General features: G+C 65.1%; 25 protein-coding genes and 1 tRNA gene. 7 read left to right on the plus strand and 19 right to left on the minus strand.

Translation table 11 applies throughout. The annotated features are described in order from the left end of the window. Nucleotides 1-70: 70 nt before the first annotated feature. A complete protein-coding gene (locus NUW51_RS00460) occupies nt 71-1,060 on the plus strand; it encodes a hypothetical protein (protein ID WP_265561721.1) in 990 nt (329 codons plus the stop codon). Here the strand turns inward: NUW51_RS00460 and NUW51_RS00465 are convergent. Continuing rightward, entirely contained in the window at nt 1,057-2,055 is a 999-nt protein-coding gene (locus NUW51_RS00465; protein WP_265561722.1) for an NADP-dependent oxidoreductase, read from the minus strand. The two genes, NUW51_RS00460 and NUW51_RS00465, sit on opposite strands and share 4 nt — an antisense overlap. 124 nt (nt 2,056-2,179) lie before the next feature. Further along, entirely contained in the window at nt 2,180-3,088 is a 909-nt protein-coding gene (locus NUW51_RS00470) for an SWFGD domain-containing protein (protein ID WP_265561723.1), read from the minus strand. A gap of 187 nt (nt 3,089-3,275) precedes the next feature. Here NUW51_RS00470 and NUW51_RS00475 point away from each other — a divergent pair. After that, a tRNA-Ala gene (locus NUW51_RS00475) sits at nt 3,276-3,351 on the plus strand. Nucleotides 3,352-3,492: 141 nt separating this feature from the next. Further along, nucleotides 3,493-4,173 (plus strand): polyamine aminopropyltransferase, encoded by a 681-nt coding sequence (locus NUW51_RS00480; RefSeq protein ID WP_265561724.1) that lies wholly within the window; start codon nt 3,493-3,495, stop codon nt 4,171-4,173. On the opposite strand, the gene NUW51_RS00485 is transcribed toward NUW51_RS00480, so the two are convergent. From NUW51_RS00485 to NUW51_RS00520, 8 genes are all read right to left on the minus strand, one after another. Then, on the minus strand, nt 4,170-5,015 hold the full coding sequence (locus NUW51_RS00485; RefSeq protein ID WP_265561725.1) for a universal stress protein: 846 nt from the start codon (nt 5,013-5,015) through the stop codon (nt 4,170-4,172). The two genes, NUW51_RS00480 and NUW51_RS00485, sit on opposite strands and share 4 nt — an antisense overlap. A gap of 10 nt (nt 5,016-5,025) precedes the next feature. Continuing rightward, nucleotides 5,026-6,504 (minus strand): SulP family inorganic anion transporter, encoded by a 1,479-nt coding sequence (locus NUW51_RS00490; RefSeq protein ID WP_265561726.1) that lies wholly within the window; start codon nt 6,502-6,504, stop codon nt 5,026-5,028. A 166-nt stretch (nt 6,505-6,670) separates the two neighbouring features. Then, nucleotides 6,671-9,643 (minus strand): VIT domain-containing protein, encoded by a 2,973-nt coding sequence (locus tag NUW51_RS00495; RefSeq protein ID WP_265561727.1) that lies wholly within the window; start codon nt 9,641-9,643, stop codon nt 6,671-6,673. A gap of 91 nt (nt 9,644-9,734) precedes the next feature. Further along, nucleotides 9,735-10,163, minus strand: a complete 429-nt coding sequence (locus NUW51_RS00500) for a DUF411 domain-containing protein (RefSeq protein WP_265561728.1) — start codon at nt 10,161-10,163, stop codon at nt 9,735-9,737. 136 nt (nt 10,164-10,299) lie between these two features. Then, a complete protein-coding gene (gene pnp, locus NUW51_RS00505; protein WP_265561729.1) occupies nt 10,300-12,621 on the minus strand; it encodes a polyribonucleotide nucleotidyltransferase in 2,322 nt (773 codons plus the stop codon). Nucleotides 12,622-12,824: 203 nt separating this feature from the next. Next, nucleotides 12,825-13,094 carry a 30S ribosomal protein S15 gene (gene rpsO / locus NUW51_RS00510; RefSeq protein WP_265561730.1) on the minus strand — a complete coding sequence of 90 codons (270 nt, stop codon included), beginning with the start codon at nt 13,092-13,094 and terminating at the stop codon, nt 12,825-12,827. Between the two features lie 19 nt (nt 13,095-13,113). Continuing rightward, nucleotides 13,114-13,998 (minus strand): tRNA pseudouridine(55) synthase TruB, encoded by an 885-nt coding sequence (truB, locus tag NUW51_RS00515; protein ID WP_265561731.1) that lies wholly within the window; start codon nt 13,996-13,998, stop codon nt 13,114-13,116. A 5-nt stretch (nt 13,999-14,003) separates the two neighbouring features. Next, nucleotides 14,004-14,597: a thymidine kinase gene (locus NUW51_RS00520; RefSeq protein WP_265561732.1), complete on the minus strand. Its 594-nt coding sequence runs from the start codon at nt 14,595-14,597 to the stop codon at nt 14,004-14,006. 34 nt (nt 14,598-14,631) lie between these two features. Between NUW51_RS00520 and NUW51_RS00525 the strand changes: the two genes are divergently transcribed. Next, nucleotides 14,632-15,216 carry a protein-methionine-sulfoxide reductase heme-binding subunit MsrQ gene (locus tag NUW51_RS00525; RefSeq protein WP_265561733.1) on the plus strand — a complete coding sequence of 195 codons (585 nt, stop codon included), beginning with the start codon at nt 14,632-14,634 and terminating at the stop codon, nt 15,214-15,216. Here NUW51_RS00525 and NUW51_RS00530 read toward each other — a convergent pair. Continuing rightward, nucleotides 15,206-15,706: a hypothetical protein gene (locus NUW51_RS00530; RefSeq protein ID WP_265561734.1), complete on the minus strand. Its 501-nt coding sequence runs from the start codon at nt 15,704-15,706 to the stop codon at nt 15,206-15,208. The genes NUW51_RS00525 and NUW51_RS00530 overlap by 11 nt on opposite strands. A gap of 173 nt (nt 15,707-15,879) precedes the next feature. On the opposite strand from NUW51_RS00530, the gene NUW51_RS00535 reads away from it, so the two are divergent. After that, nucleotides 15,880-16,467, plus strand: coding sequence for a YceI family protein (locus tag NUW51_RS00535; protein WP_265561735.1), 588 nt, complete (start codon nt 15,880-15,882; stop codon nt 16,465-16,467). On the opposite strand, the gene rbfA is transcribed toward NUW51_RS00535, so the two are convergent. From rbfA to rimP, 5 genes are all read right to left on the minus strand, one after another. Continuing rightward, a complete protein-coding gene (gene rbfA, locus NUW51_RS00540) occupies nt 16,464-16,895 on the minus strand; it encodes a 30S ribosome-binding factor RbfA (RefSeq protein ID WP_265561736.1) in 432 nt (143 codons plus the stop codon). The two genes, NUW51_RS00535 and rbfA, sit on opposite strands and share 4 nt — an antisense overlap. Before the next feature lie 147 nt (nt 16,896-17,042). Continuing rightward, nucleotides 17,043-19,541 carry a translation initiation factor IF-2 gene (gene infB, locus NUW51_RS00545; RefSeq protein WP_265561738.1) on the minus strand — a complete coding sequence of 833 codons (2,499 nt, stop codon included), beginning with the start codon at nt 19,539-19,541 and terminating at the stop codon, nt 17,043-17,045. Further along, nucleotides 19,538-20,251 (minus strand): DUF448 domain-containing protein, encoded by a 714-nt coding sequence (locus NUW51_RS00550; protein WP_265561740.1) that lies wholly within the window; start codon nt 20,249-20,251, stop codon nt 19,538-19,540. The genes infB and NUW51_RS00550 overlap by 4 nt, the downstream gene beginning before the upstream one ends. Continuing rightward, nucleotides 20,238-21,887, minus strand: a complete 1,650-nt coding sequence (nusA, locus tag NUW51_RS00555; protein ID WP_265561742.1) for a transcription termination factor NusA — start codon at nt 21,885-21,887, stop codon at nt 20,238-20,240. Before nusA ends, NUW51_RS00550 begins: the two co-directional genes overlap by 14 nt. Beyond that, nucleotides 21,880-22,416, minus strand: coding sequence for a ribosome maturation protein RimP (rimP, locus tag NUW51_RS00560; RefSeq protein ID WP_265587893.1), 537 nt, complete (start codon nt 22,414-22,416; stop codon nt 21,880-21,882). The genes nusA and rimP overlap by 8 nt, the downstream gene beginning before the upstream one ends. A 200-nt stretch (nt 22,417-22,616) precedes the next feature. Here rimP and NUW51_RS00565 point away from each other — a divergent pair, with 200 nt between their 5' ends. Further along, nucleotides 22,617-23,822, plus strand: coding sequence for a PQQ-dependent sugar dehydrogenase (locus tag NUW51_RS00565; RefSeq protein WP_265561744.1), 1,206 nt, complete (start codon nt 22,617-22,619; stop codon nt 23,820-23,822). Nucleotides 23,823-23,879: 57 nt separating this feature from the next. Here NUW51_RS00565 and NUW51_RS00570 read toward each other — a convergent pair whose 3' ends face one another. Further along, complete coding sequence (locus tag NUW51_RS00570; protein WP_265561746.1) at nt 23,880-24,536, minus strand: peroxiredoxin; 657 nt, start codon at nt 24,534-24,536, stop codon at nt 23,880-23,882. An 11-nt stretch (nt 24,537-24,547) separates the two neighbouring features. Continuing rightward, the gene (locus tag NUW51_RS00575; RefSeq protein ID WP_265561748.1) at nt 24,548-25,591 is read right to left on the minus strand and encodes a cysteine synthase A; all 1,044 of its coding nucleotides are present in this window, start codon (nt 25,589-25,591) and stop codon (nt 24,548-24,550) included. Nucleotides 25,592-25,664: 73 nt separating this feature from the next. Between NUW51_RS00575 and NUW51_RS00580 the strand changes: the two genes are divergently transcribed. Next, nucleotides 25,665-26,021 (plus strand): hypothetical protein, encoded by a 357-nt coding sequence (locus tag NUW51_RS00580; RefSeq protein WP_265561750.1) that lies wholly within the window; start codon nt 25,665-25,667, stop codon nt 26,019-26,021. On the opposite strand, the gene trmB is transcribed toward NUW51_RS00580, so the two are convergent. Continuing rightward, on the minus strand, nt 26,018-26,722 hold the full coding sequence (gene trmB / locus NUW51_RS00585) for a tRNA (guanine(46)-N(7))-methyltransferase TrmB (protein WP_265561752.1): 705 nt from the start codon (nt 26,720-26,722) through the stop codon (nt 26,018-26,020). The two genes, NUW51_RS00580 and trmB, sit on opposite strands and share 4 nt — an antisense overlap. Between the last annotated feature and the right edge of the window lie 47 nt (nt 26,723-26,769).

Consider the following 26,769-nt stretch of genomic DNA (forward strand, 5'->3'; position numbering starts at 1 on the left):
TGGTGGTTTCGGTGCCGACTGTGGCCCTCGCGCACTGGCGAAGGGGCGCCTGAGCGCCTATCTGGGAGGCATGGAAACGCAGCGTCTTGCCCGGGCCCATCCCGCGCTTTTCATCCTCCTGCCCATCCTCGTCGTCGGCGGCGCCAGGGCACTGACCTTCACCGACTGGGCAGCCGCCAATGCGACGATTGCGGCGCTTCTGTTCGCTTGGGTGGTCGCCGATACGCTCGGTCTCGTCATGCTGGCCAAGGCACCGCGCAGCCGCGAGGGTTTGCGCTGGCTGCTCGGCGGATTGACACTCGCCAGCCTCGTCATCCTCGCGGGCGCCGCCGCACCGGTGCGCGCGGCGGTACTATCGATGCCGCCGCTGCTTGCAGCCATGGGGCTGGTCGCCAGCCTGTGGCTCGGCTGGAGCGCGGGGCTGTTCGGCATGGCCCTGAAACAGGGCGCGAGCTTCGAAGGCGCCTTCGCCACCATCCTGCCACCGCGCCTCGTCCACATGATGGCCAAGGAAAGCGCCGCCATGCGGCTGGCGCTGTTCGGTTGGCGGCTCAAGCCCGATGTGCCCGCACGCGCAAGCGCGCATCGATACGACCGCTATCTGGCGCCGATGCTGTGGGTATTCCTGGGCTTGCAGGTGATCGAATTGGGCGTGATGCACCTGTTGCTCGTGCACTGGAACCCGACGGTGGCATGGATCATGTTTGGCCTGTCGATGGCCGGGATCCTGTGGTTCGTGGCGCTGATAAAGAGCATCCGGTTGAAGCCCGTGCTGCTCGGCGATGCAGGCATTGCGGTGCGTAGCGGCATGGTGATCGACCTCCTTGTCCCATATGACGCCATCGCCGCCGTCGGCGAGCGCTTCGATGCGGACCTGCTCAAGGACAAGACCACCGTCAATTGCGCGATTCTGTCAGAGCCCAATGTCACGCTGACGTTGTCGCGCGCGGTGTCGATGACGGGGTTCCTCGGCGGCGAGAAAAGGGTCGAACGGGTGGCGCTCCGGCTCGACGAGCCGGAGGCGTTCCATGCGATGCTGGAGGCGCGGCGCGGGGCCTAGAGCTTCACCAGCATCTTGCCCGTATTGGCGCCCGAGAAGAGACCGAGGAAGGCGTCGAAGGTGCTATCGAGTCCCTCGTGTACCGTCTCGCGGCTCTTGACCTTGCCCGACATGATCATCGGCCCCATGGCGGCGTAGAATTCGGGCATCCGCTCCATGTAATCGGTGAAGATGAAACCCTTTAGCTGGAGCCGCTTGCCGATCACGTACATGATGTAGCGATAGGCATAGGGATCCTCGTGATTATAGCCGTCGATCATGCCGCATTCGGCAAAGCGCGCCTCGTTGTTGGCGGTGGCGAAGGCGGCATCGAGATGGTCGCGCCCGACATTGTCGAAATAGACATCGACGCCCTTCTTGCCGATCTCCTTCAGCGCGGATTTGAGACCCTTCAGGATCGGGCCCGCCTTATAATCGACGCAGGCATCGGCACCCAAGCTCTTCACGAAGTCGCATTTGTCGGGACCGCCTGCCGAACCGATCACCGTCATGCCCTTGGCCTTGGCGATCTGGACGACCGCCGAGCCGACCGCACCGGCAGCGGCCGAGACGAAGACGGTGTCGCCTTCCTTCGCGCTGGCCACGTCCATCAGGCCGAACCAGGCGGTGCCGCCGGTGAGGCCGAGATTGGCGAGGAAGTGATAGGGATCGACGCCCAGCTCGGGGAGCTTGTTGGCGGCCTTGGCGGAGATCACCGCTTCATCGCGCCAGCCCGCCATGTGAAGGACCTTGTCGCCTTCCGCAAAGCCGTCGGCGTTGGATGCGATGACAGTGCCGACACTGCCGCCTTCCATCGGCTGGTCGAGCCGGAAGCTTTCGAAATAGCTTTCGGTATCGTCCATTCGCGCACGCATATAGGGGTCGACCGAGAGCCAGTCGTTGCGGACATGGATCATGCCCGGCCCGAGTTCGGGCAGGTCATAGTCCTTCAAAGCCACGTCGGCGTTGGTGGGCTTGCCCTGCGGGCGCTGCATGAGGTGCCAGGCCTTGGCCATGTGTCTCTCTCCTGATGGGTCGCGATTTGCTACTGGGTAGGCGGGTCGGGGACAGAAGAAAAGGCCCGACCGCGAGGCCGGGCCTTTCGTCGCCGATCGATTATCGGCGTTCGTCGGCACTGGCTTAGAAGCTGTCCGACATGCTGCGGTCGCTCATGCGCTCTTCATCATCGCGCATGCGGCGACGCGCATCGTCGCTCGACAGGTTGAGACGCACCTGATTGTCGCTGATCTCGTCGACGTTGCGCAGGCTGAAGACACAGCGCGTGTCATCATCCTGACCCTTGAGGATCATCCGGTCGCCGCGGATGCTCGAGACGCTGCCGATAGGTTCGCCGTCCGAGCCGACGACAGTGCAATTGTCACCGAGTTCGCGTAGCTGCTGCCGCTTCTGCTGGCGGCTTTCGCGCCACGAGGTGAATTCGTCGTCGAAACGCGCCTGATTTTCCGAGCGCCACTCGTCATAGTCGCGGTCGAGCGCGTCGATCTGGCGAGTGCGCCACTCGTCATAGTCGCGGTCGCGGGTGAATTCACCCTGCGTCTGCGCACGGCCCCAGCGATTCTGGGTGTAGCCGCGGTCATAATCATAACGGTCGGTGCGGTCGAAATCGCCATCGCTGTCCATGTCGACGCGCTGCGAACGGTTCATCGCCTGCGAGCGACCATAAGCGCGGCGACCGAGATGGTCGTCGTCGACGCGCATGCTGGAGCGGCCATAGCTGCGCCCGCCCTCGTCATAAGGCCGACGATAGCCTTCGTTGACGCTCGAGAAATTGTCCTCGAAATCGAAGTGCTGGTTGCGACATCCATCACCAGCATAGCCATAGCGCTCGTCGAGTTGGCGGCGGCGTTCGGCACGGTCGTCGCCGAACCAGCTGCGCACTTCGTCGCTGGCACGGTCGAAAAAGTCGCGATCGTCGCGATCATAGTCGAGACGCTGGTCGCGGGTCATACGGCCGCGCGGGCGATCGCGCCCTGTCTCGAAGCGATCGTCCCCGCGGTTCCTCGTCCTGTCATATCGGTCGTAAGCCATGGAAAAATTCCCCTTACTCATACATTTATCCGAGCCGGGCCGCTTGCCCAACTCTTTGAAAAACAACGGTATTGCGGGGAAAATCGTTCCGTCATCACCGGGGTGAACGGACGAGGGGTGCATGGGCGGCGTCAAGTTGTTGCAAAGCGCGAAAAGCAGCGCTAAAGACCCCTCCACCCGAGGGTGCGGGGCTGTAGCTCAGTTGGGAGAGCGCTGCAATCGCACTGCAGAGGTCGGGGGTTCGAATCCCCCTAGCTCCACCATCCTCGGGTCCGACTTTTGCGCCAGCATCCGGTGCTCCCTTTTCAGTCCAGTCTTGAGCTAACTGCGGGAAGATCGTGGTGAGGGGGCGGCTCGCTGCCTTCCATGCTCGACAAATCGCCAGACGCGGCTAGGAAGGCGCCATGCTACCGCGCAAGACCATCGCTGAAGCCCGCATACCCGGTGGGGACACATTGAGGCTCGTCAGCCACGGCCGTGATTTCATCGTCATGCTCAGCCGCGACGAGCTGATGGGCACGCGGATGCAATATTCCGAAGAACAGCTCGCGGTGCTCACCCTCCAGCGCCTCAAGGCCCAAAGCCCGCGCCTCCTCATCGGCGGCTACGGCCTCGGCTTTACCTTTCGCGCCGCCTTGGAGCGTCTCCCAAGGGACGGCAAGGCGACGGTGGCCGAAGTCGTGCCCGAGATCCTCGACTGGGCGCGCGGCCCCCTCGAGCACCTGACCGGCGCCAGCCTCGATGATCCGCGCGGCGAGGTCGTGATCGACGATGTCGCGGCGCTGATCGAGGCGGCGGCGCTGGGCAAGCGCCCGCGGTGGGACGCCATCCTACTCGATGTCGACAATGGCCCCGACGGCATCGTGCGCGCAGACAATGAGCGGCTCTATGACCATGGCGGTCTCGACATGGCGCGCGATGCGCTGGCTCGCGGCGGCATCCTCGCGGTCTGGTCGGCGGCCCCTGACGCCGCGTTCACGCGACGCTTGCGCGACACGGGGATGGCGGTGGAGACGCTGACTGTCCGAGCGCGGCCCAATAACAAGGGACCCTACCACACGATCTGGTTCGCGCAGAAGCGCTAGCGGAACAAGAGCACCGGCTTTGCCACCGCGCGCATCATCGCAGTGGTGGTCGACCCCACGATCATGGTGCGAAGTGGGCTGTGGCCATAGGCGCCCATGAGCAGGATGTCGGCGCCGATGCGGTCGGCCTCGGCGCTCAGCGCGCCTTCGACGTCGCCCGGCACTCGCTCGCAGCCACCGAGCCGTTCGCCCAGCGTCTCGCAGGCCCAGTCGAGCCCGCTCGCGCCCTTCGCATCGTCATGGCCGACCATGACGACATGGCTCTTCACCGTCTCGAACAGCGGCGAGGTGGCGGCCATGGCGATCGCCTTGCGGCTGGTGAGGCCACCGTCGAAGGCGATGAGCGCGGTCTCGATCGGCTTGAAGGCGCGGCTGGCGACGAGCACGGGCTTGTCCGATTGGCGCACCACGCGCTCGATCTTGCTGCCGAGATGGCCGCGCGCAAAATCGGCGCCCGCGCCGCGCTTGCCGATGACGACCATGTCGGCCTCGGCCTCGCGTTCGATCACCGTCTCGACCATGTCGCCATGGCGTTCGAGCAGGGTCACGTCGGTGACGCCCTGTTCGGCGAGCCGCGCGCGCGCGGTGTCGAGCAGCGCATCGGCCTGCGCCTTGGCGACGCGGCTCTGCGCTTCCTCGATGCCGACCAGTTCCTCCATCAGCGCCGACTTGGCACCAAGACCGAGCGCGCCCGACAGGTCGTGGCGCTTGGCGACGACGTCGCGGCGCTGGATGACGTGGAGCAGTTCGACCGAACCGCCGAGCGCGGCGGCGACCCAGCCGGCATGGTCGGTGACGCTGTTGGCGTAGGTCGAGGCGTCGAGGCAGGCGAGCAATTTCATCGTGATGATCCTAGCTGTGCGCCGCGCCGGCGCCATCCTTTTCACTTTGGGTGAAGCTGCGCACCATCGTTGCGCTGGCCTCGTTCATGCCGAGGATGTCCACCTCGGTGCCCTCGCGGCGAAATTTCATAACGACCTTGTCGAGCGCGCCGACCGCGCTGATGTCCCAGAAATGGGCTTGGCTGACGTCGATGACGACGCGGTCGAGCACTTCCTTGTAATCGAAGGCGGCGACAAAGCTCTGCGCCGAAGCGAAGAACACTTCGCCCAGCGCATGGTAGGTGCGGGTCTTGCCGTCCTCGGACAGGCGGCTCTCCATGCGCGACAGGCTGGTGACCTTGTGCGCAAAGAAGATGCCCGAGAGCAGCACGCCGACGAGCACGCCCTTGGCAAGGTCGTGGGTGGCGACGACGGTCACGACCGTGGCCAGCATGACGACCGAGCTATGCCAAGGGTGCGAGCCGATGTCGCGGATCGACGACCAGCTGAAGGTGCCGATCGATACCATGATCATCACCGCGACGAGCGCGGGCATCGGGATCTTGGCGACCCACGGCGTGACGAGCATCAGCAGCGCGAGCAGGACGAGACCCGCCGTCAGCGTCGACAGGCGGCTGGTGCCCCCCGACTTCACGTTGATGACCGACTGGCCGATCATCGCGCAGCCGCCCATGCCGCCGAAGAAACCAGTGACGACATTGGCGATACCCTGGCCGCGGCTTTCCTTGGCCTTGTCGCTGTCGGTGTCGGTGAGGTCATCGACGATCTGCGCGGTGAGCAGGCTTTCGAGGAGCCCGACCGCCGCCATGGTGAGCGAGTAGGGCAGGATGATCTGCAAAGTCTCGAGCGTGAAGGGCACGTCGGGGATGAGGAAGGGCGGCAGGTCGCTCGGCAGCTTGCCCATGTCGCCGATGCGGTTGACATCGAGATCGGCGTAGAGCGCGATGATCGTCAGGATGACGATGGCGACGAGTGGGGAGGGAATGGCGCGGGTCAGGCGCGGGAAGAGGTAGATGATGCCAAGCCCGAGCGCGATCATCCAATAGGTGTGGATGGAAACGTCGATGAGCTGGGGGAGTTGCGCCATGAAGATGAGGATGGCGAGCGCGTTGACGAAGCCGGTAATTACCGAGCGGCTGACGAACTGCATCAACCGGTCGACACGCAGGAAACCGCCGAGGAACTGCAGCACGCCCATCAGGATCGTCGCGGCGAAGAGATATTGCAGACCATGATCGCGCACCAGCGGCACGACGAGGACCGCAACGGCAGCGGTGGCCGCGCTGATCATACCCGGGCGCCCGCCGACCAGCGCGATAATGATCGCGATGGTGAAGCTGGCATAGAGGCCAACGGCGGGATCGACCCCCGCGATGATAGAAAAGCCGATCGCCTCGGGGATAAGCGCCAACGCGACGACGATGCCGGCGAGGATGTCGGCGCGGGGATTGGCGAGCCATTCGCGGCGTAGCTTGTGGGTATCGATCATGAGCGGGCCCTACACCGGCGCTGGCCTTGCGCGCGGCGTCCTATTTGCTTGATTTCACATATGAAAAAGGCCGCCGCTGGCGACCTCTTGGGCGCGTCATAACGGTTTTGGCTTGAAACGCAAGGCATGGAAGGAAAGGCGCGACACGGGTCGCGCCTTTCCGCACTCATTTGCCGGATGACGGTGGTTCGGACGAAACCTCGGCCGGACCGATGCGCATGCGACCGAGCGGCACTTGCCCGTGCAATGTGCCATCCATCGCGACATCGACATATTCGATCCGCTCGCTCGGACGACCGAAGTCGCGGATCAGGCGGGCGCGCAGCCACGGCGCGCCATTGGGGTCGATGCGATCGCGGCTGAAGACGGTGGAGCTGACCTCGAAGCTGCCGCCGGGCGCACGCCGGATCCAATATTCCTCGGGGCCGAAGCCGCGGGTCATGTCGTTCGACATCCAGCCGCCCGCCAAGGACTGGCGATGGCCGTAGAAGACATGTTCGCCGGTCGGCTCGTTGACGTGGAGGTCGAGGTCGGTGGCATCGGCAGTCCATTCGATGGTAACGCGGAAGTCGCTGTCGAGATTGGCGACGAGGCGCGGATCGAGATCGTGGCTGCCCCCCAAGGCGTCGAGGCGCGGGATGAGGGCGTTGGCTTCCTTCAGTGCGATCATGTCGATGCCGGCGAAGCGGTCCTCGACGGGCGACAGGGCGACGTCGCTGAGCAGCGTGATGGCGCGGACATAATCGTCGCGCGCGCCGTCCCGGTTGCCGGCGGCGAGGCGGGCCTTGGCGCGCTCGGCCAGCGCCAGCCCGAGGTGGCGCGCGGGCTGCGGGCGGTGTTGGACCATGGCGGCGCGGCGAGCGCGAAGGTCGACCGCCAGTTCGACCTGCCCCCACGCCTCCAGCCGCGCTGCGACCATGGCGAGCGTCGTGGAATCGGCGAGCGGCAGGTCGAGCGCCGATAGGAGCGTGCGCAGCGCCTTATCCTTCTCGCCCGCTAGCCACAGCCAATTGGAGGTCTCGAGGTAGAAGCCGGGCAGTGTGCCGACCTTTTCCTGCCATTCGAGGAAGGTGGCGTCGAAGGCAGCGGGATCGGCGTCATAGGCGGCAATCCACTCGCTGTCGGGATAGAGCGCGCCTTGGGCGAGACGGATGCCGCTATCGGTTTGCTCGCTATCGGCAGCGGCTTGGGCCTCAGCTTCCATCGCGACGACCGGAGTGGCCATCTCCACGGCATCGCGCGAGACGCTCGATCCGGTGACGACAATCTCTTGCGCCATGTCATCACCGCCGCGCTCGGGTGTCGGCGGGGGTGGCGGCGGCGGCGGCGGCGGCGATGTCGGATTGCTCGGCGCGGCGGGCATCACGACCGGCGGTGGCGGCGGGACGTCGCCGACCTTGTTCGTGTCGCCACGATAGCGCGCGGGGTCGTGATCCTTGCCCCACCATTCGACTTCGGCCTGCCAGCGCGACAGCACGGCGGCGAAGCGGTCTTCGCGCGCCTCGGCCTCGTCGAGATCGGCTTCCTTACGCAGGCGCTCGAAGCGGGCGATTTGCGGATGGTCGGCCTGCGGCGTCACGTCGAAACGCACATAGTCCTCGACGCTCTCGAGGACGAGGAAGGGCAAGCTCTGCGAAGCGATGCCATAGGTGCGGGCATGGGCGACGAAGGCGTCGCGGTCCTCGCCTGCCTCGAGAATGGCGTTTCGCGTGACCTCGAACAGGATGGCATCCTGGTCGGTCTCGACAAGATTTTTGGCCGGGTTGAAATTCTCGATCTGGCCGTGGGTGGTGTAGCCGAGCCGCGCGTCGTGGGGTGCCTTGACGATGGCACGCAACATTCCCTCGGGCGCGGGCAGGCGGCGATGCGGATAGGTGACATCGCCAAATCCGGTGAAGCGCAGCCCATCGAGCATGGCGGGTCCTGTCTCGCCCGCCTCGATCAGCGCACCGCCGCTATTGTCGGCGATGGCGGCGAGCACGGCTTGCGAAGCCCCCTCGCGGGTGGCGATGACGAGCATCGGGCAATCGGGAACGACGTCGAGGGTTCCGAGTGTCGCTTGCCCATCGCTGACGAGGATGCAGCGGTCGGCAGCGGGCGCATCGGCGAGCCAGTCGAGGCGACTGGCGCCGGCGTAGGTCACCGCGTCCTCTGCAGCGAGAAGATCGCGGCGACTGCCGATACTCACGGCCTCGGCAGTGTCATGATCGAAGGCGACGAAATCGACCGCTCGGGGGTTCCAGCGATCGAGCGTGGTCCACACGGACCGCAAGGCGGCGTCATGATCGTCATCGAGTCGCGAGCGCGAGGCATCCCAGTAGACATGAACGCGCTCGGGTCGTTCGACCTTGGTCGGCGCGCGAAGCGGGGTGTTGATCTGCCAATAGGTCTCGCCCGTGTCCGGATGACGGCTGACAATCGCGCGGGGGCTTCGGTCGGGCGACTGGAAGCGGATCACCGTGTCGATCGCCCCGCTGCCACTGATCATGGCCACATTGTCGCTGACCTCGAGACGGCGGCCCTCGACGAAAATCCCGCCCTGCTCGCCCTCGAAGCGCAGCGTCCAGTCCTTGGCTTTTTCACCGAGCCGGATGGGAAGCCCGAAATCCTCGGTCAGCGGGGCGACGAAATCGACGCGGATGGTGCGTCCCTCGCGTCCCACGGGGAAGACGCGCGTGTTGAAGGTGCCGTCGCGAGTGACCTCGGCAAGACCCGGATCGACCCGGCCGCGCACCAGCGTATTGAACGCCTCGCGCGCCTGTGCCTGGTCGACCAGCGCGCCCTCGATCATTTGCCGCTCGACATCAAGCGCATAGCCGGTAACGACCGCGCCCTTGGGCAGGTCGATTGACAGGCGGCCCTCGGTGCCTTCCTCCTCCGCCGAGAAGGTCATGAGATAGCTGACCGCGAGCGTGGTGCCGTGGCGGCTGGTGGTGATGTTGAGATTATCGAGCGACAGGTCGCGAACGGCGCTGGCATCCTCGATGCCGCGTGCGCGGGCGGTGAGCGAGGGAGTGAGGGGGTTTGGCGCGGCAGGACGCGTTTCGGCGCCTTGATCACCGTGAGAATCGACAGCGATGGCGGGCAGTGCCGCGCCTCCTGCCAGAAGCATGATTGCCGCAACACGAAACGCCGTCATCTGCACTCTCCCCACGAAAGGACGATGCCGATGTTACGATGTTACATTGATAAAGCAAGCCGCCTTTTCATCGGTTCGGAACGGCCCCGGATCAGCCGTGGCTGGCCCAGACCTCGTAGGTGCCGTCCTTCTTGAGGAGCAGCGTGTTGTAGGGCTGGACATGGTCGCCATGCTCCATGCCGGGCGAACCCATCGGCATGCCGGGGACGAAGATACCGACGGCATCGGGCTTTTCGGCGAGCAGCCGCTCGATGTCGGCGGCAGGGACGTGGCCCTCGACGACATAGCCGTCGACCAGCGAGGTGTGACAGCTCGACAGACCCGCGGGGACGCCATGCTTGGCTTTGAAGGCGCTGAGGTCGGTCTCGTTGACGACCTCGACCTCATGGCCCGCTTCGACCATCTTCTCGACCCATTTGAGGCAGCAACCGCAGCCTTCACTGCGATGCATCACGATGTCGGCGGCCTGCGCGGCGGTGGCCGACAAGGCGAGGGTCAGGGCGAGGACGGTCTTGCGCATGAGGTCACTTTCCAGAAAAATTTGTCGCGGCATATGATAGCGGCGCTTTCGCTGCCGTGAATGGATATTCGACCAATGAAAAACCCCCGATGCCGCGAGGCACCGGGGGTCGTTTCATTCCGTGACGGGGCGAGACTTACTCGTCGTCGCCGCCGGTGAGGAAGGCGGGCTTGTGCTGCATTTCACCGCTGTCGTTGCCACCGTCGCGATCTTCACGATCACGGCGCGGGCCGCGGCCACGGCCACCGCCATCACGACCGCCGCCGCGCGGGCCACGACCACCGTCGCGGCCACCGCGGCCACCATCGCGACCACCGTCACGACGCGGGCCCTTTTCACGCGGCGGGCGCGTGTCTTCGAGCTCTTCGCCGGTTTCCTGGTCGACGACGCGCATCGACAGGCGGACCTTGCCGCGCTGGTCGATCTCGAGGAGCTTGACCAGGACTTCCTGGCCTTCCTCGAGGACGTCGGTGACCTTTTCCACGCGCTCGTTCTTGATTTCCGAGACGTGGACGAGGCCGTCCTTGCCCGGCATGAAGGTCACGAAGGCACCGAAATCGACGATATTGGCGACCTTGCCGGTGTAGATCTTGCCGACTTCGGGCTCGGCGACGATGCCGGTGATCCACGCCTTGGCGGCTTCGATCTGGCTGACGTCGCTCGACGAGATCTTGACGATCCCTTCGTCGTCGATGTCGACCTTGGCGCCGGTTTCCGCGACGATTTCGCGAATGACCTTGCCGCCCGTGCCGATGATGTCGCGGATCTTGTCCTTGGCGACCTGCATCGTCTCGATGCGGGGCGCGTGCGCCGACAGTTCGCCGCGCGCTTCGCCCAGCGCCTTGGTCATTTCACCAAGGATGTGGGCGCGGCCTTCCTTGGCCTGGCTCAATGCGGTCTTCATGATCTCGGGCGTGATGCCCGCGACCTTGATATCCATCTGGAGCGAGGTGATCCCCGCTTCGGTGCCCGCGACCTTGAAGTCCATGTCACCGAGGTGATCTTCGTCACCCAGGATGTCCGACAGGACGGTATAGTCGTCGCCTTCGAGGATGAGGCCCATGGCGATGCCCGAGACGGGCCGCTCGATCGGCACGCCGGCGTCCATCATCGACAGACAGCCGCCGCAGACGGTGGCCATCGACGACGAGCCGTTCGACTCGGTGATGTCCGACAGGATGCGGATCGTGTAGGGGAAATCCTCGGCGCTCGGCAGCACGGGGTGCAGCGCGCGCCAGGCCAGCTTGCCGTGACCGGTTTCGCGGCGGCTGGTGAAGCCGAAGCGACCCACTTCACCGACCGAGTAGGGCGGGAAGTTGTAGTGCAGCATGAAAGGCGAGTAGGAGAGGCCTTCGAGACCGTCGATCATCTGCTCGGCGTCCTTGGTGCCGAGCGTGGTGGTGCAGATCGCCTGCGTTTCGCCGCGGGTGAACAGCGCCGAACCGTGGGTACGGGGCAGGAGGCCGACCATCGCCTCGATCGGGCGGACCTGGTCGGTCTTGCGGCCGTCGATGCGCTGGCCGTCCTTGAGGATGGCGCCGCGAACGATTTCGGCTTCGAGCTTCTTGACGGCCTTGCCGGCGGTCATCTGCGTCTGGCCGTCTTCCTCGGCATAGGCTTCCTTCGCCTTCTCGCGCACGGCGTTGAGGGCATTGGAGCGCTCCGACTTGTCGGTCAGCTTGTAGGCGGCGGCGATGTCGTCGCCGACGAGGCCGCGCAGTTTTTCCTTGATCGGACCGATGGTGTCGGTCTGGTCGAGTTCCCACGGATCCTTGGCGGCCTGTTCGGCCAGCTCTATGATCGCGCCGACGACCTTCTTCGAGGCTTCGTGCGCGAACTGGACCGCGCCGAGCATCTCGTCTTCGGTCAGTTCCTTGGCTTCGGATTCGACCATCATGACGGCGTCATGGGTGGCGGCGACGACGAGGTCGAGACGACCTTCCTCGAAGATGTCCGAGACCTTGGGGTTGAGGACATATTCGCCATCGACGAAGCCGACGCGCGCAGCGCCGATCGGGCCCATGAAGGGCACGCCCGAGATGGTGAGGGCGGCGGACGCGGCGATCATCGCGAGGATGTCGGGCTCGTTCTCGCCGTCATAGCTCAGCACCTGGGCAATGACGTTGATTTCGTTGTAGAAGCCCTCGGGGAAGAGGGGACGGACCGGACGGTCGATCAGGCGGCTGGTCAGCGTTTCCTTTTCGGTGGCGCGACCTTCACGCTTGAAGAAGCCGCCGGGGATACGGCCGGCAGCCGAGAATTTTTCCTGATAGTGGACGGTGAGCGGGAAGAAGTCCTGCCCCTCGCGCACCGACTTGGCGGCGGTGACGGCGCACAGCACCACGGTTTCGCCGAGGGTCGCGAGCACCGCGCCGTCGGCCTGACGGGCGATACGGCCCGTTTCGAGCTTGAGGGTCTGGCCGCCAAGATCGATTTCAACAGTTTTCACATCGAACATATTTTGTGTCACCCGGGGCCGGATGCCGCCGGGGCCTCTCATAGTGCGGACTGTCCGGTCCGCGCGGTTCGGGGCTGGTTTCATATGCCCCACGGATGGCCCCACCGGATTGCGGGGCGCTTGGTACGGATCGTCATCCACGATGCATTTTGGGATGACAACAAAAAGAAAGGGCGCCCGAGGCGCCCTTCCCGTGAAACTTGTTACTTGCGCAGGCCGAGCTTCTTGATGAGCGTCGAGTAGCGGTCGTGGTCCTCGCGCTTCAGATAATCGAGCAGCGAGCGACGCTTGTTGACCATCATGAGCAAGCCGCGACGCGAATGGTTGTCCTTCTTGTGCGACTTGAAGTGGTCGGTCAGGGTGTTGATGCGGTCGGTCAGAATGGCGACCTGCACTTCGGTCGAGCCGGTATCACCTTCGCTGCGACCATATTCCTTGACCAGTTCGGCCTTGCGTTCGACAGTAATCGACATCGGTTCAATCTCCTAATAGCTATAAATTAAACCCGCGCAGGACGGCGACCTCGCCATCCTCCACCTCGACCAGCGCGATGGGGGTATCACCCTCCATCGCCAGATGCTGCCCGGGCGGTGCGGGGTGCCCTTGGAGCCGCTGTCCATGTTTCAGGATGCGAGCCTCGTCGGGCGAGACGGCGAGGGCCGGGATGTCGTCCAGCCCCGCGTCAAGCGGGAGGACCTCGTCGTCTAGAGCGCGCGCCTTAGAGATTTCCTCCAGTTTGTCCAGCGAAATCGCTCGGGAAAGGTCGAACGGACCGGCGCGGGTCCGCCTCAACATGGTGACATAACCGCAGCTTCCAAGGGCGCGCGCGATGTCCCGTGCGAGCGATCGGATGTACGTGCCTTTGGAGACGGTAGCCGACAAGGTCGCACCAGCCTCGTCGAAATGCGTCAGGGCTAGCGAATGGATCGTCACCGTTCGGCTCTGGAGGTCGACCTCTTGCCCCGCCCGCGCGAGGTCGTAGGCGCGCTTGCCGTCGACCTTCAGCGCCGAGAAAGCGGGCGGGATTTGCTCGATGGTGCCGGTGAAGCCGGGGAGGATGTCGAGGACGTCCTGCTCGCTGGGGCGCACCTCGCTCGTCACTATCACCTCGCCTTCGGTGTCGAGGGTCGTCGTCTCCTCGCCGAAGGCAATGGTGAAATCATAGGCCTTGGTGGCATCGAGCATCCGGCCCGCGAGTTTGGTCGCCTCGCCCAAGGCGATTGGGAGCACGCCGCTCGCCAGCGGGTCGAGCGTGCCACCGTGCCCGACCTTGGGTTTCTTGAAACCTTGTTCGCGAAGCGCTCGCTTGACCCGCCCGACGCAAGGCGTCGAGCCGATGCCGACCGGCTTGTCGAGAATGATCCAGCCGTGGAGCATGATCTTCAGGCCGCGGCGGCGGCGGCGCGCAGGCGGTCGTTGAAGTGGCGGCGGCACAGCGCGACATAGCGGTCGTTGCCGCCGATCTCGGTCTGCGCGCCCTTGGCCACCGCGCGGCCATCGCCATCGACCCGCAGGTTCATGGTCGCTTTGGCACCGCATTCGCACACGGCCTTCAATTCGATGAGCTTGTCGGCGATGGCGAGCAGCGCGGCCGAGCCGGGGAAGAGTTCGCCCTGGAAGTCGGTGCGCAGGCCATAGCAGATGACGGGGATCTTGAGGCGGTCGGCGACCTCGGCGAGATCGAGCACCTGTTGCGGCGAGAGGAATTGCGCCTCGTCGACGAGGATACAGCCGAGGCTCCGGGTGCGCTGTTCGGCGGCGATGATCTCGTAGAGGTTGGTATTGGCCTCGAAGCGATGCGCGTCGGTCTCGAGCCCGATGCGGCTGCCGATCGTGCCCGCACCCATGCGATCGTCCAATGCGGCGGTCCACAGCATCGTCCCCATGCCGCGTTCGCGATAGTTGAAGTCGGTCTGGAGGAGGGTGGTCGATTTGCCCGCATTCATCGCGGCATAATAGAAATAGAGCTTGGCCATGGCGCTTCCTAGCGCGAGCGGGCAAGGAGGGGCAATGCGATTGTCGGACCGAACGGTGCAGCAGCGGTTGCTGTGGCTGGTGCTCGCGCTTCCCGCGCTATGGGGCGCTGGGCGCTGGGCGTTCACGCCCGAGGTCTATGGCTATGGCCATGCGATCGGCGACAGCGGCGACTGGGCGGCGTGGCTGCTGATGGTGACGCTGGCGGTGACGCCGATAAAGCTGGCGTGGCGCAAGAGCCGCGTCGCGACGCGGCTGGTGAGGCATCGGCGCGACCTCGGGGTAGCGAGCTTTGCCTATGCGGCGATCCACACCGCGATCTATCTCTCGAAAAAAGGCGCTGCGGCTTTTGCAGGGAGCGAACTATCGACCGATTACATCTGGTCGGGCTGGGCGGCGATGGCGCTATTCGTGCCGCTCGCGGTCACGTCGAACGACGCCTCGATGCGCTGGCTGAAGGCGCGCTGGAAGCGGCTGCATCGGCTGGTCTATCCCGCCGCGGTGCTGATGCTCCTGCATTGGGTCTGGTCGGCCTATGATGCGACCACCGCCATGATCCACGTCGGGATCATGGCGGCGATCTTCATTGCCAGGTTGTGGCTGTCGCGCCCTAGAGCGTGACGTACTGGCGATAGCGCGCCACTTCGGCCTCATCGACATATTTGCCGATCTCGCGGTCGAATTCGGCCATGTCGGCATAAGGGCGATATTCGAGGAATTCGTGGACCATCTTGTCATCGATGCCGGGGACGAGCTTGATCGCGTCTTCGCTGGCATTGTTGAGGTCGATGGGGACGAACAGCGTCTCGCGGATGGCGGCGGCCTGATCCTCGCCGACCGCTTCGACCAGCATCGCGTTGAAGGCGACGATGTCGGCGAAGGGTCGGGCATTGACGATCGACTCGGCGGTCACGGCGTCGATACCCTCGATGGCGGCGAGCTGTTCGGCAGTGGCGCTGTTGGCGTCGAGCACCGCGCTGTCGGTTGCGACGGTGACGTCGGTATCGACCGCTTCGGTCTCGGGCGCCTCGGTGGTGGTCTCGGTGTCGGTCGAGCAGGCGGCGAGCGCGACCATGGCGGCGGCGAGGGCAGTGGTGGTGATCAGGCGCATTTCATACTCCATTATTGCGAAGCGTTCGCAATAACAGGCTGAGCGCCCCTGGCTAGCCCTTTCGACCGGACAAGGCCTGCGCGCTGGACAAAAAGGCTAGGAGGCTGTTGGATCATAAGTGAACCGACGAACGGAGGGGACATGGCATTAGCGGTCTCATGCTGGCAGCCGACATGCCGCGCGCTTTGACCCTTTTTGCGGTGGCGAGCATGGCGCTCGCGCACGCCGCTCCGGCAGGATCGGACGAAGGCGAGGCCCGCTATATCCTCTCCGCCGATGCAAGCGGTGTCAGCGCGAGGGTCAAGGTGGTCGGGGTCGGAACGAAGGAAGCGCGCATCCCGGTGCGGCGTGGGGCGATCCGCATCGATCGTGCCGTCCCACAGCGGATCGACCTTCTCGTCGAACTCGACGCGACAAAAATCGAGGCGGGGGGCGGTCGCACCGAGCGCAGGTTGCTCGGCGAGCAATTCTTTCACGTCGACCATTATCCGACGGTGACCTTCCGGGGCGATCGGATGGCGATCGACGGTCCGCGCGAGGCTCGTATCGGCGGCACGTTGACGGCCCGCGGCGTAACCCATCCCATCACGCTCGAAGCGCGCTTCGACAAGCCGATCGCGACCGCGGGCAATGGCGCGCCGGTCACGATCACGGCGAGTGGGACGCTCGATCGCCGCGATTACGGCATGACCGCGTGGGGCGGGGTGGTCGGCAGGACCGTGCACCTCGAGATCAAGGCGCATATGCTGCCCGAGAATTAGGCGTCCTCGTCGCTATCCAAATCGTCGGCAGTCTCGTCATCGGCGGCAATGTCGCGAGCGACCTTGTCGGTGCGCATCAGCCGATCGATATGGCTGCCTTCGTCGAAGCTTTCGTCGACCTTGAACTTCAAGGAGGCGGCAAACTTCATCGCGACGCGCTTGGAGACTTCGCCGCGCAGGTAGCGAACATTCTTCTTCAGTGCGGTGAGCACTTCTTCCTCATTGCCGCCGAGCAGTGGCTTGAAGAAGACGGTGGCGTGGCGAAGGTCGGGGCTCATCCGCACCTCCGTGACCGAGATGGGGGTCTTGGACAGCGCCTCGTCATGGACGTCGCCGCGCGAGAGAACGTCGGACAGGGCATGACGCACCTGTTCGCCGACACGCAGCATGCGTACCGAGGGTTCGTTGCTGGTCGCTTTTTGCTTCATGCGAATACAACTCCTGCGTCGGCGAAGCGGGGGCAGGGCGGCCTGCCCCCGTCGAACCTGTCGACCTGCGGTCGCAGGCCGTCCGCTTTTCGCTGTCTCTCGTGGAACGTCGGCTCGCTTCGCTTCACAGACGTTCCACTCGGCAGCTTAAAGGACGCGCTCGCGCTCCTCGATCTCGAAGATCTCGAGCATGTCGCCCGGTGCAATGTCGTTGGTATCCTCGAGCACGGCACCGCATTCGGTCCCGGCTTCGACCTGGTCGACGTCGTCCTTGAAGCGGCGGAGCGAGGCGATGGTCGTCTTGGAGACGATGACATCGTCGCGGGTAAGACGGGCATGGAGACCCTTCTTGATGACGCCTTCGAGGACGAGCAGGCCGGCGGCCTTGTCCTTCTTCCCCGACCGGAACACCTGCTTGACCTCGGCCTTGCCGACGATGTGCTCGATGATCTCGGGGCCAAGCTCGCCCGCCATCGCCTGCTTCACCCAGTCGGTGAGGTGGTAGATGACGTCATAGTAGCGCAGCTCGACCTGGTCGCGCTTGGCGATTTCCTTGGCCTTGGCGTTGGGACGCGAGTTGAAACCGATGATCGGCGCGCCGCTCGAGGAGGCAAGGGTCACGTCGCTCTCGGTGATCGCGCCGACACCCGAATGGATGACGCGCACCTCGATGTCGTCGGTCGAGATCTTCTTGACCGCATTGACGACGGCTTCGGCGGTGCCCTGCACGTCGGCCTTGATGATCAGCGGGAAGCTGATCGTCTGCGAGCCCTTCTTGTCGAACATGGATTCGAGGCTCATCGGCGCGACGGTCGTGCGCTTCTTGTCGAGGACGCCCTGGCGATATTCGGCGACTTCGCGCGCCCGCTGGTCGTTCTCGACCACCGTGAACTGGTCGCCGGCGCTGGGCACGGCCGAGAGGCCGAGGACTTCGACCGGGAAGGCGGGGCCCGCCTGCTTCACGCGGCGGCCATGGTCGTCGATGAGCGCGCGGACCTTACCGGCGGCGGCGCCCGCGACGAAGGTGTCGCCGACCTTCAGCGTGCCGCGCTTGATGAGCACGGTTGCGACCGGGCCGCGGCCCTTGTCGAGCTTGGCCTCGACGACGGTGCCGTCGGCATCGCGGTCGGGGTTGGCTTTCAGTTCGAGCAGCTCGGCCTGGAGGTTGATGGCCTCGAGGAGCTTGTCGATGTTGGTCTTTTCCTTGGCCGACACCTCGACGTCCTGCACGTCGCCGCTCATCGCCTCGACGATGATCTCGTGCTGCAGGAGTTCCTCGCGGATCTTCTGCGGGTTCGAGCCGGCGGTGTCGATCTTGTTGATCGCCACGATCATCGGCACTTCGGCGGCCTTGATGTGATTGATCGCCTCGATGGTCTGCGGCTTCAGCCCGTCATCGGCGGCGACCACGAGGATCGCGAGATCGGTGACGGTGGCGCCGCGGGCGCGCATCTCGGTGAAGGCTTCGTGGCCCGGCGTGTCGAGGAAGGTGATCGGATCGCCGCCCTTGGGCGTGACCTGGTAGGCCCCGATATGCTGGGTGATGCCACCGGCTTCGCCCGCCGCCACGTCGGCACCGCGAATGGCGTCGAGCAGCGAGGTCTTGCCGTGGTCGACATGGCCCATGATGGTGACGACCGGCGGACGGCTCTTGAGCGTTTCGGGCGCATCGACGTCCTCGGTGGTGTCGATGTCGATATCGCTGTCGCTGACGCGCTGGACGTTATGGCCGAATTCGTTGACCAGCAGCTCGGCGGTATCCTGATCGATCGTCTGGTTGACGGTGACCATCATGCCCATGTTGAAGAGCGACTTGACGAGATCGGCCGCCTTTTCCCCCATGCGCTTGGCAAGGTCGCCCACGGTGATGTGGTCGGGAACCTGGACGTCGCGGAAGGTCTTCTCGCGCGGGCCCGACTGGCCGGCCTGGGCGCGCTTTTCCTTCTCGCGCGCGCGCTTCAGCGCCGCGAGGCTGCGGGCGCGGCCGCCACCGTCGCCGCCACGCAGCGCACGGTTGACGGTGAGCTTGCCCGAACGGCGGTCGGGAGTCGGGCGGCCCTTCGAACGATCGTCGCGCTTGGGCGCGGCGGGCTTGGCGGGCGCGGGCTTGGCGCCGCGCGGCGCGGGCGCGCTGGCCGCGGCCTGCTCGGCCTTGGCCTGCGCCTCGGCGTCCTTCTTGGCCTGCTCGGCCTCTTCCTTGGCGCGGCGCTCGGCCTCTTCCTCGGCCTTGCGATTTTCCTCGGCGCGGCGCGCCTCTTCCTCGGCGGCATTCGCCTTGGCCTGTTCGTCGCGGCGGCGCGATTCCTCGAGCGCGGCCATGCGCGCTTCCTCAGCCTGGCGCTCGAGCTCCTTGACCTGCTCGCGGCGTTCGGCGGCCGTCAGCTCGCGCTTGGGCGCGGGCTTGGGCGCAGGCGCGGGCTTGCGCGCCTCGGGCTTGGGCGCGGCCTTGGCGGGTTCGACCGTCTTGGCCTCTTCCTTGGGTGCCGCGGCGGCATCGCCGGGCTTCAGGATACGGCGCTTCTTGACCTCGACCACGACCGTGTTCGAGCGGCCATGGCTGAAGCTCTGCTTCACCTGTCCGGCCTCGATCGTCTTCTTCACGCCGAGGGGTGCACGGGTCCCGAGCTTTTTCTTGTCGTCGCTCATTCTGTTCCTTCGTCTCTCAAATCTTCGCTCACGGGCTCGGTCCGGACACGTTCGCTGCCGTTTACCCTAGCATCTTTCCCAAGAAAAGCTTGGTATCGGGCGAGCGCGTGGGAAACGCGCTTCGCCGCTCCGGCATCGACCAGCGCGAGATGGACCGCGTTGCCGCGACCCAATGCACTGGACAATGTGGTGCGATCGAACGGCAGAACAAGTCCCCGGTCGATCCCAAGTTCCGCGCCGCCGCCCATGCGCCAGCCCTGTGCCAGCTTGGATTTGCCATCCTCGCTGGCATCGCTGGCGTGGAGCAGCAGCATCGCCTCGCCCTTGCGGCAGGCGACGTCGACCTTCTCGTTGCCCGAAATCAGCATGCCGCCGCGCGCCTCGAGGCCGAGCCGGTCGAGAAAATTGCGCGCGAGCGCTTCCTCGATCCGCGCGCCCAGATCGGCGGGGATGTCGAGCTGGCCGGTCTTGAAGGCGCGGGCAAGCGCGCCTTTCAGCTTACCCTTGGCCTGCGCTTCGTCGAGCGCAGCACGGGTGACGCCGACATAGGCGCCGCGGCCGGGGGCCTTGGCGCGCACGTCGGGGAGCACCTGTCCGTCGGGGCCGAGGGCAAGACGGACAAGCGCGTCCTTGTCACCGGCATCCCTCGTCAGGATGCAGGTGCGCGTCGGCGACTGCTTATCGCTTAGAGGGCGCTCATTGGTTCCCATCCGCAGCCGCGTCCTCCTCGGTCGTGGCGTCGGCGGGTGCCGCAGCATCGTCTTCGTCTTCGAACCAGTGGGCGCGGGCGGCCATGATCATCTCATTGCCCTGCTCTTCGGTCAGGCCATATTCGCCGAGCACGCCGCCGCGATGATCATCACCCGAGCGACGCGTGTCGCCGCGGCGACGATTGTCGGTGCGCTTCTTCTGGATGAGCTCGTCGGTGGCGAGGTCGGCGACGTCGTCGAGCGTCTTGAGCCCGGCCTGGCCGAGCGTGACCGCCATGATCTCGGTCATATGCGGCAATTCGGCGACGGCATCCTCGACGCCCAATTCGCGGCGCGTTTCGCGCGCGGCCTCCTCGGCGCGCTCGAGCGCTTCCTTGCCGCGGCTCTGCAGTTCCTCGGCGATCTCCTCGTCGAGACCCTCGATGCTCGAAAGCTCTTCCTGCGGAACGTAGGCGACTTCCTCGAGGCTGGTGAAGCCTTCGGCGACCAGCAGCTGGGCAAGCGTTTCGTCGACGTCCAGCTCGTTCTGGAACATCTCGGTGCGCTCGGTGAATTCCTTCTGGCGCTTTTCGCTGGCATCGGCCTCGGTGAGGATGTCGATCTGGCTGTCGGTCAGCTGGCTGGCGAGACGCACGTTCTGGCCGCGGCGACCGATGGCGAGCGACAGCTGGTCATCGGGAACGACGACCTCGATGCGGCCTTCTTCCTCGTCGATGACGACGCGGCTGACGGTCGCAGGCTGAAGCGCGTTGACGACGAAGGTCGCCAAGTCTTCCGACCAGGGGATGATGTCGATCTTCTCGCCCTGCAGTTCCTGAACGACCGCCTGGACGCGGCTGCCCTTCATGCCGACACAGGCGCCGACCGGGTCGATCGAGCTGTCGTAGCTGATGACACCGATCTTGGCGCGGCTGCCCGGATCGCGGGCGGCGGCCTTGATCTCGATGATGCCGTCGTAGATTTCGGGAACTTCCTGCGCGAACAGCTTGCGCATGAAATCGGGGTGGGCGCGCGACAGGAAGATCTGCGGGCCGCGGATCTCGCGAGCAACGCGCAGGATCAGCGAGCGGATGCGGTCGCCGACGCGAACCATTTCGCGCGGAATCTGCTGGTCGCGGCGGATGACGCCTTCGGCGCGGCCAAGGTCGACCACGACGTGACCGAATTCGACGCGCTTGACGACGCCGGTGATGACTTCGCCGGCGCGGTCCTTGAATTCCTCATACTGGCGCTCGCGCTCGGCGTCGCGGACCTTCTGGAAGATGACCTGCTTGGCGGCCTGCGCGGCGATGCGACCAAATTCGATCGGGGGCAGCGGATCGACGATATAGTCGCCGACGGCAGCGCCGTCCTGAAGCTTCTGCGCGGCCTTGGGGTCGACCTGCTTGAAGTTGTCCTCGACCTCCTCGACGACTTCGAGGACGCGCCACAGGCGAAGGTCGCCGGTCTGCGGGTCGAGCTTGGCGCGGATGTCGTTTTCCTGGCCGTAGCGGGCACGGGCGGCGCGCTGGATCGCATCTTCCATCGCCTCGATGACGATGCCCTTGTCGATCAGCTTCTCACGCGCCACCGCATCGGCGATGGCAAGCAGTTCCGCCTTGTTGGCGGTGGCTGCAGGAGGAGGCGTGCTAGCCATTGTCGTTACCCTCTTCTTCGTTGATCTCTTCGGCGCCCTCGGCGGAGAGCGGCTGGGTTTCCTGGAGGAGCTTGTCGGTGAACAGGAGCTTGGCATCCTCGATCAGGTCGAAGGGGATGCTGTGCTCCTTTTCATGGTCGTCGGTCAGCGCGACGAGGCGCGTGTCCATGTCGACGCCATCGATATTGCCCTTGAACTTCTTCTGGCCCTCATGCTTGGCCTCGAGCGTGATCCGCGCGAGATGGCCCTGCCAGTCGGCATAATCCTGAAGGCGGGTGAGGGGGCGGTCGATGCCGGGCGAGGAAACTTCGAGGCGGTAGGCGTGCTCGATCGGGTCCGCCGCTTCGAGCGGCTCGTCCAGCGCGCGGCTGATCTCGGCACAATCGTCGATCGTCAGCTGGCGCGTATCGGGGCGTTCGGCCATGACCTGGAGCGTGGGCTCTTCGCTGCCGCCGATCATCTTCACGCGCACGAGCTCGAACCCCATGGCCTTCACCACCGGTTCGACGATCGCCGCGATCTTGTTCATGTCGGCCAAACAGGCGCTCCTATGCGTCAAAATTCCATATCCCTTCGGCGCCGCCTCCGTCCCCGGTGGCGGCCCATGGCACCTCGCGATGTCTTGGGATGGATGCGCATATAGGCGGATGGCCCGGCTTGTGCAAGTCGCCATGCATCCTAAAAGCGTGACAGACCGTTGCCGAAACGAGATCATCAGGAGACGACCCCATGCGCCTTGCCCTTCTTCCGCTCTTTCTTGCCACGACCGCAGCCTGCAATGGCACGGCGACCGACGAGCCTGGTGCCGCCGTGGCGAGCGCCGGCGACGCCGCGCCGATCACCCGCGGCGAGGCAATCGAATTGGCCGACGCACCTTTCACGGTCGAGGCGATGGGGAATTTCGAGGAGCCCTGGGCGGCCGATTTCATGCCCGGCACCAATCTGCTCTTCATCACGGGCAAGAAAGGCGAGATCTGGTTCAAGGATGTCGCCACCGGAAAGCTCGGCAGCGTCGAGAGCGGTTTGCCCGAGGTCGATTATGGCGGGCAGGGCGGCATGGGCGACATCGCCTTCGGTCCCGACTGGGAGAGACCCATGGGGCAGGGCGGCGACCTCTACCTCAGCTGGGTCGAGGCGGGCGAGGGCGATACGCGCGGCGGTGTCGTGGGGCGCGGCAAGCTCTTGTGCGAAAGCGCCGACAGTTGCCGTCTCGTCGGACTCGAGGTCCTGTGGCGGCAGGACAAGACCGAGGGGCGCGGCCATTATTCGCATCGCATCCATTTCTCGCCCGACGGGCAATATATGTTCGTGACGAGCGGCGACCGGCAGGAGCAGGACCCGGCACAGGACACGGGCAACAATCTCGGCACCGTGCTGCGGCTCAACCTCGACGGTAGCGCGGCGGCGGGCAATCCGATGTACGACGAGGGCGGCTCGACCGCCGAAATCTGGAGCTATGGCCATCGCAATTTGCTCGGCCTCGATTTTGCGCCCGACGGGCGCCTGTGGGAGATCGAGATGGGGCCCAAGCATGGTGATGAACTCAATCTCGTGAGCGCGGGGAGCAATTACGGATGGCCCGAGGCGAGCTATGGCGACAATTACAACGGCGTGCCGATCCCCGATCACAAGGCTGACGATCCCTATGTCAAGCCGGTGGCCTATTGGGTACCGGCCACCAGCCCGGCGAGCCTGCTCATCTATTCCGGCAACCTGTTCGGCGGCTGGACGGGCGATGCGCTGGTGCCCGGATTGTCGGGGCAGGAACTCAATGTCGTCGAGCTCGAGGGTGATCGCGCGACCGGCATGGTGAGCTATCAGATGGGGGCGCGCATCCGCGAGGTGGTCGAAGGGGCCGACGGGGCGATCTACCTGCTCGAGGATGATCGCGGCCCGAGCGACGGCACGCTGCTGCGCTTGCGTCCCAAGGGCTGAACGAAAAAGGGCGGCGCCTTGCGGCACCGCCCTTCGTCATTTGGTGAAGCGCGAGGCTTACTGCGGCTGCGGGATGCGGCGCAGATAGGGCTTCACGGTTTCGAAATCGCCGAACTTCGCCTTGGCGTCTTCGTCCGAGACGGTCGGGGGGACGATGACGTCGTCGCCGTTCTTCCAGTTCACCGGCGTGGCGACGCCCTTGTTCTCGGTCAGCTGGACGCTGTCGAGCAGGCGCAGCACTTCGTCGAAGTTGCGGCCCGAGCTCATCGGGTAGAGCAGCATGGCGCGGATCTTCTTGTCGGGGCCGATGAGGTAGACGGTGCGTACGGTCGCATTGTTGGCGGCGGTGCGGCCTTCAGCGCTGCCGCTCTCATCGGCGGGCAGCATGTTGTAGAGCTTGGCGACATTGAGGTCGCTGTCGCCGATGATCGGATAGTCGACGTCATTGCCCGACACCTCGCCGATGTCAGGGAGCCAGTTCTTATTGTCTTCGGTCGTATCGACCGACAGGCCGATGATCTTGGTGTTTCGCTTGGCGAACTCGTCCTTGAGGCCGGCCATGTAGCCGAGCTCGGTGGTGCACACCGGCGTGAAGGCCTTGGGGTGCGAGAAGAGGATCGCCCAATCATCGCCGATCCAGTCGTGGAAGCTGATGTCGCCTTGCGTGGTCGAGGCGGTAAAGTCGGGGGCGGTCGAGCCGATCGAGAGGGTCATAAGTCTGTCTCCTATTCGGTGGGAAGGTAGGGAATGTCGATTGCCGGGCGCTGGCGGGTCAGGAAATCGGGCACCCGATAGCCTTTCTCGCGCAGGAACTCGGGGTTGAAGAGGCGGCTGGCGTAGCGGGTGCCGGGGTCGCACAAGATCGTCACGATGGTATGTCCGGGGCCCATTTCCTTCGCGAGCCGGATGGCGCCCGCTACGTTGATACCCGAGGACAGGCCGAGGTTGAGGCCCTCTTCCTCGAGCAGGGCGAAATTGATGTCGAGGCTCTCCTGGTCCTCGACGCGGAAGGCGTGATCGACGGTGAGGCCTTCGAGGTTGCCGGTGATACGGCCCTGGCCGATGCCTTCGGTGATCGAGCTGCCCTCGGCCTTCAACTCGCCAGTGGTGAAATAGCTGTAGAGCGCGGCGCCGGGGGGATCGACGATACCGATCTGGATATTCTTGTTGCGCTCGCGCAGCGCCATCGCCATGCCCGCGAGCGTGCCGCCGGTCCCGACCGCGCAGACGAAGCCGTCGACCTTGCCGTCGGTCTGCGTCCAGATTTCGGGGCCGGTGGTGTCGATATGCGCCTGTCGGTTTGCCTTGTTGTCGAATTGGTCGGCGAACATGGCACCGCCGTCACGGCTCGCAGCCAGTTGCTCGGCGATGCGGCCCGCGACCTTCACGTAATTGTTCGGGTTGCGATAGGGGACGGCGGGCACCTCAATCAGTTGGGCGCCGAGCATGCGCAGCGTCTGCTTCTTTTCCTCGGTCTGCGTATCGGGAATGACGATCACCGTCTCCATACCGAGCGCATTGCCGACCATGGTGAGGCCGATGCCCGTGTTGCCCGCCGTGCCGTCGACGATGGTGCCGCCCCGCGCGATGCGCCCGTCGTCGATCGCGTCGAGAACGAGGCTCTTGGCGGCGCGGTCCTTGACCGACTGTCCGGGGTTCATCCACTCGGCCTTGCCAAGGATGGTGCAGCCGGTTTCTTCGGAAGCGCGGCGGAGCTTGATCAGCGGGGTATTGCCGATGGCGTCGAGAACGTCGGTACGGATGGTCATGACGCCTAGCTAGGGAGCGTGAAGGCGAAGCGAAAGGGTCAGCCGTGGTTCAGGCTGTCAGAAGTAGGCCAAGTTGATGAAAAAACGCGTTTCTTTGTTCATCGCCACGCTCGCGTTCGCCGCGCCCGCGCAGGCCACGCAGGGGATCTCCTGCACAGCCACCGACGACAGCGGTGTGGTGATCAGCCTCGGGTCGGGCACCATCCCCGCGCCGACGTGGTGGGCCAATGAGAAAGTTGGGGCGGCGTGGCGCGCGCTCGATGTCGCTATGCACTGGATCGACGAGGAGACCATCCGAGTCATGTTCGTCGCCGACGACGGGATGAGTCGGGCGGGCGTGCTGAAGGCAAGCCGCAGCGGCGACTGGTCCTATGACGGCACGTTCGAACGAGGCGGCGCTGTGGCGCCGATGCGCTGCGAACCCAATTAGCGGCGGCGGTAGCGCAGATAATAGGGGCGACGTCCTTCGCGGCGCGCCTTGGCGGCGTAGCGCGTGTCGATCCAGCCGCCGGGCTTTTCGAGGAAGCCCGTGCAATCCTCGATCACCCAGTCGAACTGGTCGCGGTGCCGCTCGCGCTGCATGACCATGAGCGCCCAGTCGAGATAGACGGGATGATCGGTGGCGACGCGAAATTCGCCGCCGGGCTTCAGCTTGGCCGCGATCATGTCGACGGGCCCGTCATTCATCATCCGCCGCTTGGCGTGGCGCGCCTTGGGCCAGGGGTCGGGGTGGAGGAGATAGACGAAGGAGAGGGTGCCATCGGGCACGCGGCGCAATTGTTCGAGCGCATCGCCCATGTGGATGCGCACGTTGGCGAGCGCCTGTTCCTTCACATGGACGAGCGCCTGCGCGACGCCATTCAAGAAGGGTTCGCAGCCGATGAAGCCATGGTCGGGCAACAGGTCGGCGCGATAGGCGAGATGTTCGCCGCCGCCGAAACCGATCTCGAAATGCATCGGCCGATCGTCGCCGAACAGCGCCCGCGCGGTGAGCGGGCCTTCTTCGGGCAGCCCGATTTGGGGGAGGAGGCCATCGACCAGTTCCTGCTGCCCCTTGCGCAGCTTATGCGTCGAGGAGCGGCCGTAGAGCCGGTTGAGGGTGGTGGGATCGCCTTGCTTATACGCCGTCATGCCGCGCCTCCTAATGGCTCGGATGGATGCGGTAAAGCATGAGCCTT

It is taken from the genome of Sphingomicrobium arenosum, assembly GCF_026157085.1.
Classification (GTDB): domain Bacteria; phylum Pseudomonadota; class Alphaproteobacteria; order Sphingomonadales; family Sphingomonadaceae; genus Sphingomicrobium; species Sphingomicrobium arenosum.

What these genes read in the sequence shown, in the direction of transcription:
- NUW51_RS00460 (WP_265561721.1), top strand. Translation starts at nt 71, where the DNA reads ATGGAAACGCAGCGTCTTGCCCGGGCCCATCCCGCGCTTTTCATCCTC.
- NUW51_RS00465 (WP_265561722.1), bottom strand. Translation starts at nt 2,055, where the DNA reads ATGGCCAAGGCCTGGCACCTCATGCAGCGCCCGCAGGGCAAGCCCACC.
- NUW51_RS00470 (WP_265561723.1), bottom strand. Translation starts at nt 3,088, where the DNA reads ATGGCTTACGACCGATATGACAGGACGAGGAACCGCGGGGACGATCGC.
- NUW51_RS00480 (WP_265561724.1), top strand. Translation starts at nt 3,493, where the DNA reads ATGCTACCGCGCAAGACCATCGCTGAAGCCCGCATACCCGGTGGGGAC.
- NUW51_RS00485 (WP_265561725.1), bottom strand. Translation starts at nt 5,015, where the DNA reads ATGAAATTGCTCGCCTGCCTCGACGCCTCGACCTACGCCAACAGCGTC.
- NUW51_RS00490 (WP_265561726.1), bottom strand. Translation starts at nt 6,504, where the DNA reads ATGATCGATACCCACAAGCTACGCCGCGAATGGCTCGCCAATCCCCGC.
- NUW51_RS00495 (WP_265561727.1), bottom strand. Translation starts at nt 9,643, where the DNA reads ATGACGGCGTTTCGTGTTGCGGCAATCATGCTTCTGGCAGGAGGCGCG.
- NUW51_RS00500 (WP_265561728.1), bottom strand. Translation starts at nt 10,163, where the DNA reads ATGCGCAAGACCGTCCTCGCCCTGACCCTCGCCTTGTCGGCCACCGCC.
- pnp (WP_265561729.1), bottom strand. Translation starts at nt 12,621, where the DNA reads ATGTTCGATGTGAAAACTGTTGAAATCGATCTTGGCGGCCAGACCCTC.
- rpsO (WP_265561730.1), bottom strand. Translation starts at nt 13,094, where the DNA reads ATGTCGATTACTGTCGAACGCAAGGCCGAACTGGTCAAGGAATATGGT.
- truB (WP_265561731.1), bottom strand. Translation starts at nt 13,998, where the DNA reads ATGCTCCACGGCTGGATCATTCTCGACAAGCCGGTCGGCATCGGCTCG.
- NUW51_RS00520 (WP_265561732.1), bottom strand. Translation starts at nt 14,597, where the DNA reads ATGGCCAAGCTCTATTTCTATTATGCCGCGATGAATGCGGGCAAATCG.
- NUW51_RS00525 (WP_265561733.1), top strand. Translation starts at nt 14,632, where the DNA reads ATGCGATTGTCGGACCGAACGGTGCAGCAGCGGTTGCTGTGGCTGGTG.
- NUW51_RS00530 (WP_265561734.1), bottom strand. Translation starts at nt 15,706, where the DNA reads ATGCGCCTGATCACCACCACTGCCCTCGCCGCCGCCATGGTCGCGCTC.
- NUW51_RS00535 (WP_265561735.1), top strand. Translation starts at nt 15,880, where the DNA reads ATGCCGCGCGCTTTGACCCTTTTTGCGGTGGCGAGCATGGCGCTCGCG.
- rbfA (WP_265561736.1), bottom strand. Translation starts at nt 16,895, where the DNA reads ATGAAGCAAAAAGCGACCAGCAACGAACCCTCGGTACGCATGCTGCGT.
- infB (WP_265561738.1), bottom strand. Translation starts at nt 19,541, where the DNA reads ATGAGCGACGACAAGAAAAAGCTCGGGACCCGTGCACCCCTCGGCGTG.
- NUW51_RS00550 (WP_265561740.1), bottom strand. Translation starts at nt 20,251, where the DNA reads ATGGGAACCAATGAGCGCCCTCTAAGCGATAAGCAGTCGCCGACGCGC.
- nusA (WP_265561742.1), bottom strand. Translation starts at nt 21,887, where the DNA reads ATGGCTAGCACGCCTCCTCCTGCAGCCACCGCCAACAAGGCGGAACTG.
- rimP (WP_265587893.1), bottom strand. Translation starts at nt 22,416, where the DNA reads ATGAACAAGATCGCGGCGATCGTCGAACCGGTGGTGAAGGCCATGGGG.
- NUW51_RS00565 (WP_265561744.1), top strand. Translation starts at nt 22,617, where the DNA reads ATGCGCCTTGCCCTTCTTCCGCTCTTTCTTGCCACGACCGCAGCCTGC.
- NUW51_RS00570 (WP_265561746.1), bottom strand. Translation starts at nt 24,536, where the DNA reads ATGACCCTCTCGATCGGCTCGACCGCCCCCGACTTTACCGCCTCGACC.
- NUW51_RS00575 (WP_265561748.1), bottom strand. Translation starts at nt 25,591, where the DNA reads ATGACCATCCGTACCGACGTTCTCGACGCCATCGGCAATACCCCGCTG.
- trmB (WP_265561752.1), bottom strand. Translation starts at nt 26,722, where the DNA reads ATGACGGCGTATAAGCAAGGCGATCCCACCACCCTCAACCGGCTCTAC.